At 60.8% G+C, this 9,340-nt stretch carries 11 protein-coding genes; 7 read left to right on the top strand and 4 right to left on the bottom strand.

What is annotated here, in order from left to right; genetic code table 11:
* From EN780_RS02235 to EN780_RS02225, 3 genes are all read right to left on the bottom strand, one after another.
* Positions 1-356, bottom strand: a 356-nt coding sequence (locus tag EN780_RS02235; protein ID WP_133372573.1) for a recombinase family protein, incomplete at its 3' end; no start/stop codon positions are given.
* Positions 353-628 (bottom strand): hypothetical protein, encoded by a 276-nt coding sequence (locus EN780_RS02230; protein WP_128271852.1) that lies wholly within the window; start codon positions 626-628, stop codon positions 353-355. The genes EN780_RS02235 and EN780_RS02230, both read right to left, overlap by 4 nt.
* Positions 629-983: 355 nt before the next feature.
* On the bottom strand, positions 984-1,661 hold the full coding sequence (locus EN780_RS02225) for a hypothetical protein (protein WP_128271850.1): 678 nt from the start codon (positions 1,659-1,661) through the stop codon (positions 984-986).
* Positions 1,662-1,796: 135 nt separating this feature from the next.
* Here EN780_RS02225 and EN780_RS02220 point away from each other — a divergent pair, with 135 nt between their 5' ends.
* Positions 1,797-2,024, top strand: a complete 228-nt coding sequence (locus EN780_RS02220; protein WP_210215017.1) for a helix-turn-helix transcriptional regulator — start codon at positions 1,797-1,799, stop codon at positions 2,022-2,024.
* 367 nt (positions 2,025-2,391) lie between these two features.
* A complete protein-coding gene (locus EN780_RS02215) occupies positions 2,392-3,453 on the top strand; it encodes a medium chain dehydrogenase/reductase family protein (protein WP_128271848.1) in 1,062 nt (353 codons plus the stop codon).
* A 278-nt stretch (positions 3,454-3,731) separates the two neighbouring features.
* On the opposite strand, the gene EN780_RS02210 is transcribed toward EN780_RS02215, so the two are convergent.
* The gene (locus EN780_RS02210) at positions 3,732-4,274 is read right to left on the bottom strand and encodes a cytochrome b/b6 domain-containing protein (protein WP_128271846.1); all 543 of its coding nucleotides are present in this window, start codon (positions 4,272-4,274) and stop codon (positions 3,732-3,734) included.
* A gap of 45 nt (positions 4,275-4,319) precedes the next feature.
* Here EN780_RS02210 and EN780_RS02205 point away from each other — a divergent pair, with 45 nt between their 5' ends.
* The 5 genes from EN780_RS02205 to EN780_RS02185 all read left to right on the top strand — a co-directional run bounded on the left by EN780_RS02205 (position 4,320) and on the right by EN780_RS02185 (position 9,185).
* Complete coding sequence (locus tag EN780_RS02205; protein WP_128271844.1) at positions 4,320-5,114, top strand: YdcF family protein; 795 nt, start codon at positions 4,320-4,322, stop codon at positions 5,112-5,114.
* Positions 5,115-5,171: 57 nt separating this feature from the next.
* The gene (locus tag EN780_RS02200; RefSeq protein ID WP_128271842.1) at positions 5,172-5,624 is read left to right on the top strand and encodes a hypothetical protein; all 453 of its coding nucleotides are present in this window, start codon (positions 5,172-5,174) and stop codon (positions 5,622-5,624) included.
* 76 nt (positions 5,625-5,700) lie between these two features.
* Complete coding sequence (locus tag EN780_RS02195; RefSeq protein WP_128271840.1) at positions 5,701-7,152, top strand: multicopper oxidase family protein; 1,452 nt, start codon at positions 5,701-5,703, stop codon at positions 7,150-7,152.
* A gap of 35 nt (positions 7,153-7,187) precedes the next feature.
* Positions 7,188-7,796, top strand: coding sequence for a Spy/CpxP family protein refolding chaperone (locus EN780_RS02190; RefSeq protein WP_128271838.1), 609 nt, complete (start codon positions 7,188-7,190; stop codon positions 7,794-7,796).
* A gap of 69 nt (positions 7,797-7,865) precedes the next feature.
* Positions 7,866-9,185 (top strand): glucoamylase family protein, encoded by a 1,320-nt coding sequence (locus EN780_RS02185; RefSeq protein WP_128271836.1) that lies wholly within the window; start codon positions 7,866-7,868, stop codon positions 9,183-9,185.
* The last annotated feature ends 155 nt before the right edge of the window (positions 9,186-9,340 follow it).

Here is a 9,340-nt window from a genome sequence, read left to right as displayed (position 1 = left end):
CCCTTGAGGCCGACATGGAGTTCGCTGATCTCGCCCTCGGCCAAGGTGACGATGGCAACGCCGGCGAACTTCAGATGCTTGAAGAGGGTCGCGACATCGGCCTGGTCGCGGCTGATGCGATCGAGCGCCTCGGCCAGCACCACCTCGAAGCGGCCGCGCTGGGCGTCGCGTACCAAATGCTGGATGCCCGGCCGCAGCACAGTGCTGGCGCCGGAGATCGCCGCATCCTCAAAGGTTCCCGCCACGCTCCAGCCCTCCCGCGCCGCCTGCTCGCGGCACAGCCTCAACTGGTCCTCGATTGACGCATCCCGCTGGCTGTCCGAGGAATACCGGGCATAGAGTGCAACACGGGTCATGGCGGCAGATCCTCTCTCTTGTTCCCAAGGGACTTACAATCCGGCTCCCCGCCCTCTCCCTTTTGGCAGCCCGGCCGATTGTCGTTGGCCGCCAGCCCTGCATCGAATGCTTCCCACGCCAGCTGCCGGCCGATCAGCCGGGCGATATCCAGCACGACCCGATCCAGCCTGGCCGCCGCAACGTGTTCAGGTCGATCCTCGGGGCTAGTGAGGTCGACGTTGTCATTCGCCGGACCTAAGGCCTGCGGCCCAGTGCTGGTTTCCTCTCCCATCGCGGTCGCTCTCCCATTGCTGGATCGACCCGCCATCAGAAGCCTCCGGACTGCGAAGGAAAGCGCGAAGTTCATGTCGTAGGGCCATGGCGTGCAATGACTTGCGCGGTGCGGTTTCGTCTCCCAGCTAATTCCCAAAGAGAGGCGATAGCGCTCAGTTAAAGGGACACCGGTTGGCAGGGGCTATCGTGTGGCAGGGGCTATAGTGCCTTCCAACTGGTTTCGGTGAGAGCACTTGCAGACACTCGAACACCTAAACCAGGGGGCTTCCCTATGTCATCTCGGCAATTGCCGCCAGAGCACACCCACGTGATCGCCGTCACGGCGAAATCTCCGATACGCTGGTGCTTCCTCTTCACTCTTGATGACTTCCTTGCTCGCATGAAGCTACAATGGTTGTCGGATCAATGTGATGGTAGCGGGCAAGGTCATCGAGCACCGACCGAACATGACGCCAGGGAAAATCGCCTGAATCCTCCCAATGTTCACCGTAGCGCAGGATAACCAAGAGCTTAGCCAATACACCTTCAACGGAGCACGCCGGAGTCAGCGGCAGGTCATCCAAAAGCGCCTGTTCCGCCGCTTCCGATCTCTGTATTAGTTCGTCAGTTCTCGAAAACCCGGTCTCGGCATCAGTAGCGTCCCAGCGCGCCTGATGTGCGGCCAGCTCCGAATACGCTCTGACCCATGCCACTTCGTTTTCGGAAGAATAGAGTTCGTCAAGACTCTCGACGGAATGGACCGTCTTTTCCCCGCCGCCGGGAAGCTGCATCTTAGCACAGGGAAAGCCTATCGCTTTGACGAGATATGTCTCCAACTGCTGCTGTAGCCGGCATAGCACCAAGGTCGAGCGGTGAACCTCGTGCCAGCTCTCACACAACCGAAGAGCTGGATCGTCCTGCCGACCCTTGATCGAAATGTTCTCTCGCGCCCGAGCGCCAAATGGCCATAGTCCAGCCACCGCAACAATCTGCGTCATCAGCAGCCGCCGAGTGACGAAAGACAAAGGCGTGGTATTGTCGGAATCAGCCATGATCCGAGCTCCTAACAGCTTGGGTTGTGGTCAGGCCGGATCGGTGTTGCGTCACCGTTCCGGCCGATTAGTGCACTCATGAATACAGTTAGAGCAGCATATGAGCAACAAAAATCACCATATTATGGTGATATTATGACGCCGGTCCAGTGTCGGATGGCCCGGGCCGCGCTGGATTGGGGTGTCCTCGATCTTGCTAGAGAAGCGGGTGTTTCAACACAGACGATTGTGCGCCTAGAACGAGGCGAGGCGCTTAAACAGCCTACGCTCGATCGAATACGCGAGGCCTTCGAAGATGCCGGAGTGGAATTCATTCCGGAGAACGGCGGCGGCCTCGGTGTGCGCTTGGCCAAGCGACCCTAACGACACCCCAATCACGCGTGCATTGTTTCGAACTTAGCTAAGTTCGAAGGCATCCTTGGTCGCTTTGCTGACTTTCAGTCCAAAATGGGGCCGGAAGCGGCATGGCCGCTTTCCGGGTTCGCGACGAAGATATAGACGTTCAACCTGCCGGGTCGGCGTCGTGAGCCCAAACGGTCATTTGTTTCCGCTCACGCCCAATGGCAGCTGATGTGGCTCCATTCCAACCACTGTCGAGGCTGGGTCCTAATGTCGTTCCGAGCCAATTTCTGGTGGGTTTGATCTGGAGCAAGTCGCTTCATACCAGCGCGCGCTACCTTTTCGTCTGACTTTGTCTCAGCGGAGGAGCCCAATCTGGACTGAGCCTGCCATGAAGTCTCTTCGCGTCGTTGTTCGCCACTATGGCGGACCTGAAGTTCTGGAGATCGTGGAGGAAGACGCGCCCCATCCGGCGTCAGGTGAGCTGCGGGTGCGAACAATCGCCGCCGGCGTCTCCTTCGCAGAGCTATTGATGCGAGAGGGGATTCATCCGGAAAAGACGATCCTGCCATTCACGCCAGGATGGGACATTGTAGGCATGGTGGACGAGGCCGGAGAGGGAGCGTCCCATGCAATGGTTGGTAAAATGGTTGCGGCGCTGCCCATTCATGGTGGCTACGCCCAGTTCATCTGCCTGCCGGAAGATGAGCTCACTCCGGTTCCAACTGGTCTAGATCCCGCCGAGGCAGTTAGCCTCGTGCTGAACTACGTTACGGCCTATCAGATGATGCATCGCCTTGGGCATGCCTCACCGGGACAGCGGGTTCTTATTCATGGCGCGGCCGGCGGAGTGGGCACCGCTCTGCTGCAACTTGGCCGCCTCGCAGGTCTGGAGATGTATGGGACTGCATCTCTTCCAGCTCATCAGATCGTATCCGATCTCGGGGCCACGCCGATCGACTACAAGGGGGCCGACTTCGTCAAGGAGATCCATCGCCTGACAAACGACGGCGTGGACGTCGTCTTCGACGGGGTGGGCGAAGCCAATGTCTGGCGTTCGTTTCGGACTCTGAGGCCTGGTGGCCGCGTCATAGCCTATGGCTTCACTTCATTTCTGCAGAGAGGCCAATTGGCAGGCGGCTTACGTTATCGTCTTCGCGGGATATTACGACCTGCGTGGTATGCGGTCCGCGCTTTCGTTTCACCAGGTCGACGACGCATACTCCCCTACAGCATACAATATTTGAAACGGTGGAAGCTCGCTTGGTTCCGCGAAGATCTCGGCGCCTTACTCGAGCTGCTTCGCGACGGGAAGATCAAGCCGATGGTGGCCGAGCAGATGCCATTGACCGAGGCTCGTCGCGCCCAAGAGCTGCTCGGTCAGGGGGGCGTCAAAGGCAAGCTCGTGCTGATCTGCAATTCGCTGGCCTCCCGACAAGGATTGCCGAGCTAGAGCAGAGCCTTTGAAACGTGAAGGGCCGCCTCCGGCGCCGGCCCTTCACGTTTCAACGACTGCTTCGCGGCGCAATCACCACATCCGGATAGTCGCAGACGATGTTTGTTTTCAGGAAGCAGCGAAGCTGACCCAGCGACAGACATGCGGCGCATTGCTGATCGACAGCAAGGGGCCGTCTGCGGCCGGTCCGCTATCGAGCAGCGTTTTGCCGACGCCGCCATTCCCTCGCGATCCATCCAATAGGCTTTTGCTGCAGGGAGCCGTTGGTCCCCAACTCAGCGGCCGAAAAGCATCCCTTTCAAAATTCCATCGCGAAACAAGACCGAGTGGATCAGCGCGGCCAGAATATGCAGGCCGACGAGTGTGGCGAGTATCCAGAATAGAGTGTCATGGATCGCGATGAAGTCCCTGGCGGTCAGACCCGGGACGTTCGGCGCACGCGGCACCGGTAGGAATCCGAAAAGGCGAGCCGGGGGCATCAGGGGCATAGGGCGGTAGGCAAGCCAGCCCGTTATCACGACGGAAAGAATGAGCCCGTACAAGCAGGCATGAACCGAAGCGCCCGCCGATCGCACAAGCCAATGCGCTTGCCGGACCGGAGCGTTGGTGACGGCACGAACGACCAGCCGCAGGACGAGGATGCAGAATACCGTCACGCCGATGGAAATGTGTGTAGGAAGCCAGGTCATCGCGATCACGCCCGCCCCTTTCATGGGGCCGAGGGCGACGACAGCCTGCAGGGCGAGTGCGACTACCATGAGCCAGTGGAGCAACCTGATGGCGGGATGCCAGCGCGCAATTGGGCTCTCCAGGGTCATTGCGACGGGTAAACTCCTGCCGCCCGGACTGGAGGTTGACGCTTGATGTCCTTCATCGCCTCCAAGCTCATAGAGATTTTTCTCCTTCCGTCCAACCTGATCGCCATTCTTGGCGTCATCGGATTGGCAGCGGCTGTGTTCGGAAGGCGCAAGCTCAGCCGAAGGTGTCTCATCGCCTCGGCGCTGCTGCTGGCGATTTGCGGCTGGAGCCCTTTAGGGATGGCCGCATTGATGGCATTGCAAAATCGCTTTCCAAAACCTGTCATCGACGGGCCTCTGACCGGCATCGTCCTGCTGGGTGGGGCGGTCGACACCCATGTCAGCGTCGATCGCCAAACTCTGGCGATGAATGAGGCGGGAGAACGGCTGACGGAAGCCGTCGATCTCAGCAGGCGATATCCGGACGCTCGCATATTCCTCTCAGGCGGCTCCAATCATATCATCAGCCACAACCAGACCACGGAATCGCAGGTTGCCCGGGATATTCTCGTGATGCTCGGCGTGCCGGCCCAGCGCATCGAAACGGAAGAACGATCACGCACGACCTGTGAGAACGCAATCGAGAGCAAGGCGGCCATCCAGCCGAAACCTGGAGAACTCTGGCTGTTGGTGACGTCGGCGAGCCACATGCCTCGAGCCATGGCTTGTTTCCGCGCCGTCGGGTTTTCAGTTGCCGCCTACCCGGTGGACTATCGGACGCGGGGCAAGGCGGAGCTCTGGCGGCCGACGGGGACCGCCGCAGCCGGCCTCTCAGCCGCTGACCTCGCCGCGCACGAATGGCTCGGTCTGCTGACCTATTGGTCTTCAGCAAAAACCACCGAACTCTTTCCAAAGCCTTGAACCCTTTGATCTGGAACAAATTCCGGCCCACGTCTCTGGGATATGATTTATTCCAAGATGGTCTTCGTCGTGGCTTGGAAGGGTTTGATTGTGGATCGGAAAGGCATCCGACCAAGGCTGGGCCTTTCAATGAAGTGCTCGGCAGGATTCGACGGTTCGCGTTGGCTCGCCGTCTGCCTCGCCTTGCTGATGGCGTTTACCACCATCCTTTCCAGCCATGCCAATTTGACCGCGGCTCCGCTTGGCGTCCAGTGGGCCGCAGAGCATAATCATGACTCCGCAGCGATCCGACATGATGGTCACGCCCCGTGCAAGGATTTCGGCCATGCGCGCCAGCAAGGAACATGCGGCATCTCGGCTTCAAACTGCTCATTCTGCGTCCCGGTTGACGTCCATCTCTTCGTCGCGATTTCGGGAAGCCACCCTGTCGCGACAGCGCCGCCTTTCGTATCCTCTCCAAGTGACGTGCCTATAAGGCTGCGCCCTCCAAACCTCGTCGTGACCGCCTGAGCGCACGCGCCCTCGCGTTCGTGCGCTTCGCCGCCGGTCAATCCGGCCCTCGAGTCACGAACATGAGAGCTTTGCAATGCAATCCATATCCCGTCGCCAGTTCCTGGCATCCACGGTGGCTGCCGGCGCCGCGGGCGTCGTCCTGCCGCTTATCAATCCCCGCGCTGTACATGCGGCCGCCCCAAGCATCATTCGCGCAGATACCCGCGTCATCGAGGTGGCCGGCCGTGCCGCCAATGTCTTCGGTCTCGTGCAGCCCGACGGCACCCATGGGCTTGTCATCTCAGCCGCCAATGACTTTGAGGTTCGGCTTGAAAACGCGCTCGCCGCGCCAACCTTGATCCATTGGCACGGCCTGACGCCGCCGTTCGGACAGGACGGCGTGCCGGACCTGCCACAACCGTTGCTCAAGCCGGGCCAATCCTATGACTACAGCTTTCCCGTCGCGACGCCGGGCACGCACTGGATGCATGCGCATACCCTGCAGGAACAGCAGCTGCTTGCCGCGCCGCTGATCATCAGCGATCCGGCCGAGAAAGGTGCTGACGAGCAGCCCGTGGTGGTGCTGTTCCACGACTTCAGTTTCAAGACTCCCGAAGAATTGCTGACCGGGCTGACCGGATCAGCGCCCGCAGCGGGAAACGGCGGCATGGCCGGACACTCCATGTCAGGCATGGATATGCAAGGCATGTCGGGCGGGCAAGGCATGGTCATGCCGATGGACGTCAACGACATCCAGTACGACGCCTACCTGGCGAACGACCGCACGCTGGACGACCCGCAAGTGTTCGCAGTCGAGCGGAACGGCAAGGTCCGGTTGCGCCTCATCAACGGCGCGACTGCCACGGCGTTCTGGATCGACACCGGGTCAATCGACGGCGAGGTAATCGCCGTTGACGGGAATCCTGTGGCGCCCATGCGCGGTCACCGCTTCCCGCTCGCCATGGGCCAGCGCATCGACATTCGGCTGCGCATTCCGGACGAGGCTGGCGCATGGCCGATCCTGGCTCTGCGCGAGGGCGGTGTCGAGCGCACCGGTTTCGTATTGGCGACCAGGGGCGGCGCGGTACAGCGCATTGCGCCTGTTGGCGACCAGGCGACGGCCGCGCTGGATCTAACATTCGAGTCCAGCCTCGTCGCCGCCAAGCCCCTGGCGGTGACGCCCGCGGATCGGAATCAGCCCATCGAAATCGGCGGCACGATGCAGGGTTATTCCTGGACGCTCAACGGCAAGACATGGGGCAACCATCAGCCGATTCCGGTGCGGAAGGGGGAGCGCATCGAACTGACGCTGCGCAACGCCAGCATGATGGGCCATCCCATGCATCTGCACGGCCATCATTTCCAGGTTGTCGCCATCGACGGCCGCCGCTTTCCGGGAGCTGTCCGCGACACCGTCTGGCTGCCGTCGATGCGCGAGGTGACGGTGGCGTTCGACGCCGCCAACCCAGGGACATGGGCGTTCCACTGCCATCACCTCTATCACATGGCGACCGGCATGATGACGGTCGTCGACTACGCCGCATAACCGATTTCAAGGACAGGACCATGAGACAGAATCATATGAATACCCTCTTCAGGACCCTGGCTATCGGGGTGATTCTCACATTGTCGGCGCCCGCTCTCGCGAACGATGCCCATCATCCAGCCGGCAGCGGAGACGCCTCGCCGCCCCCCGCCGCGACGGAGAAAGCGGAGGATGCAGGCACTGGCTCGGGGATGCGCATGATGATGGGCAGTTCGATGACCAACAACATGATGTCGAACGGCATGATGAAGATGATGATGGCCATGATGGTGGGCGGCGACACCCCCATGGGGCAGTTGATGGCGCCCGAGCATATCGAGGGGCGGATCGCGTTCCTCTCGACCGAACTCAAGCTCACCAATGCCCAGCAGCCGTTGTGGGACGCCGTCGCCGAGGCGTTGCGGGCAAACGCTCGTTCGGCCAAGGACGTGATGGCGAAGATGCCGGCCGGCATGATGGGCGGTGATTCCGCCACCGGAACGCCAATGAAGCGGATCGAGCTTCAAGAGCGAATGCTGTCCACGCGGCTCGAAGGACTGCGGCGGCTCAAGATCGCACTGGAGCCCTTCTACGCATCGCTGGATGATGCCCAGAAGGCGGTGGCCGACAAGCTGCTCATGCCTGCGCCCATGGGCATGATGTGACACTCGAAGGGGCCGTTGCGTTACGCCGCAACGGCCCCTTCGATCAACGCGAGATCTCCAGGTTAGACCATGAAGGCGAAGCGGAGCATCACCACGGAAGAACTACTGCTGTTGCAGCGCGAAACCTTCGACTACTTCCTAGCCGAGGTGAATCCTGCCAATGGCCTCATCCGCGACAAGACCGCCGCCGATTGGCCGGCCAGCATCGCCGCGACGGGTCTCGCTCTTGCCTGTTATCCTGTCGCTGTCGAGCGCGGGTTTATGACACGCGAGGGAGCCGTGGCAAGAACGCTGGCCACGCTGCGATTCTTCTGGGCAAGCCCCCAAGGATCCGACCCGGACGCAACAGGACATCGTGGCTTCTACTACCATTTCCTCGATATGGAGACGGGGCGGCGCGCCTGGGAATGTGAACTTTCGACGATTGATAGCGCGCTCCTGTTGGCGGGCGCTTTGACGGCGGCTGCCTATCTCGGCCAAGAGACCGCCGACGAGCAGGAAATCCGCACGCTTGCCGATGCGCTTTATCGCCGTGCCGATTGGCAATGGGCGCAGAACCAGGGTTCGACGGTGACGCATGGCTGGACCCCGGAAAACGGGTTCATCAAATACCGCTGGGAGGGCTACGACGAGGCCCTCCTGCTCTACGTTCTGGCGCTTGGCTCGCCGACCTTTCCGCTTGCCGAGGGCAGCTACCCCGCCTGGACGTCGACTTATCGATGGGAGAGCTGCTACGGCTACGAGTACCTCTACGCCGGGCCGTTGTTCACGCATCAGCTCTCGCATGTCTGGATCGACTTTCGCCGGATACAAGACGCGTTCATGCGCGAGAAGGGCATCGATTATTTCGAGAACAGCCGGCGGGCGACCTACCTCCAGCAATGCTATGCCATCATGAACCCGCGGAAGTTCGACGGTTACCGAGAGTGTTGCTGGGGCATCACCGCAAGCGAAGGACCCGGTCCGGCCACGTTCAAGTTGAATGGTATCCAGCGGGAGTTCTACGACTATGTCGGCCGCGGGGTTCCCTATGGACCGGATGACGGCACGCTCGCTCCGTGGGCGGTCGCCGCTTCATTGCCCTTCGCTCCTGAAATCGTCCTGGAAGCGCTCGATTTCTGCATCCACCAGGCCAGGTTGAAAGAGTTCAACCGATACGGCTTCAAGGCGGCCTTCAATCCCACCCACCCGGGCGAGCCTGGCAATCCGTACGGGTGGTGGGTATCACCTTGGCATTTCGGGATCAACCAAGGCCCCATCGTGCTGATGATCGAGAACTACCTGAGCGACACGGTTTGGCGCTTGATGCGCGGCTGTCCGTACATCGTCGCCGGATTACGCCGCGCCGGGTTTAACGGCGGCTGGCTGAACGATGCTGATCCTGGCTGAACTGATTGCTCAGTCCCCACGGGTGGGTCGATCGAATTGACGCACGTCAAAGCGCATCCGAGCCGAAGAGGCGATCATGGACAAGGTGAACGACTTGGAAGCCTTGCTGTGCTTGGACAATCTTGTCACATTTGGCAGCGATGCCATCGGACCGC

This window comes from Mesorhizobium sp. M4B.F.Ca.ET.089.01.1.1, from assembly GCF_004022605.1.
Taxonomy (GTDB): domain Bacteria; phylum Pseudomonadota; class Alphaproteobacteria; order Rhizobiales; family Rhizobiaceae; genus Mesorhizobium; species Mesorhizobium abyssinicae.
This window is presented reverse-complemented; position numbering and strand designations above follow the sequence as displayed.

Bases quoted from the DNA above. Each gene is read 5' to 3' on its own strand.
- EN780_RS02225 (WP_128271850.1), bottom strand. From the start codon at position 1,661: ATGGCTGATTCCGACAATACCACGCCTTTGTCTTTCGTCACTCGGCGG.
- EN780_RS02230 (WP_128271852.1), bottom strand. From the start codon at position 628: ATGGGAGAGGAAACCAGCACTGGGCCGCAGGCCTTAGGTCCGGCGAAT.
- EN780_RS02185 (WP_128271836.1), top strand. From the start codon at position 7,866: ATGAAGGCGAAGCGGAGCATCACCACGGAAGAACTACTGCTGTTGCAG.
- EN780_RS02190 (WP_128271838.1), top strand. From the start codon at position 7,188: ATGAATACCCTCTTCAGGACCCTGGCTATCGGGGTGATTCTCACATTG.
- EN780_RS02220 (WP_210215017.1), top strand. From the start codon at position 1,797: ATGACGCCGGTCCAGTGTCGGATGGCCCGGGCCGCGCTGGATTGGGGT.
- EN780_RS02215 (WP_128271848.1), top strand. From the start codon at position 2,392: ATGAAGTCTCTTCGCGTCGTTGTTCGCCACTATGGCGGACCTGAAGTT.
- EN780_RS02195 (WP_128271840.1), top strand. From the start codon at position 5,701: ATGCAATCCATATCCCGTCGCCAGTTCCTGGCATCCACGGTGGCTGCC.
- EN780_RS02210 (WP_128271846.1), bottom strand. From the start codon at position 4,274: ATGACCCTGGAGAGCCCAATTGCGCGCTGGCATCCCGCCATCAGGTTG.
- EN780_RS02200 (WP_128271842.1), top strand. From the start codon at position 5,172: ATGGTCTTCGTCGTGGCTTGGAAGGGTTTGATTGTGGATCGGAAAGGC.
- EN780_RS02205 (WP_128271844.1), top strand. From the start codon at position 4,320: ATGTCCTTCATCGCCTCCAAGCTCATAGAGATTTTTCTCCTTCCGTCC.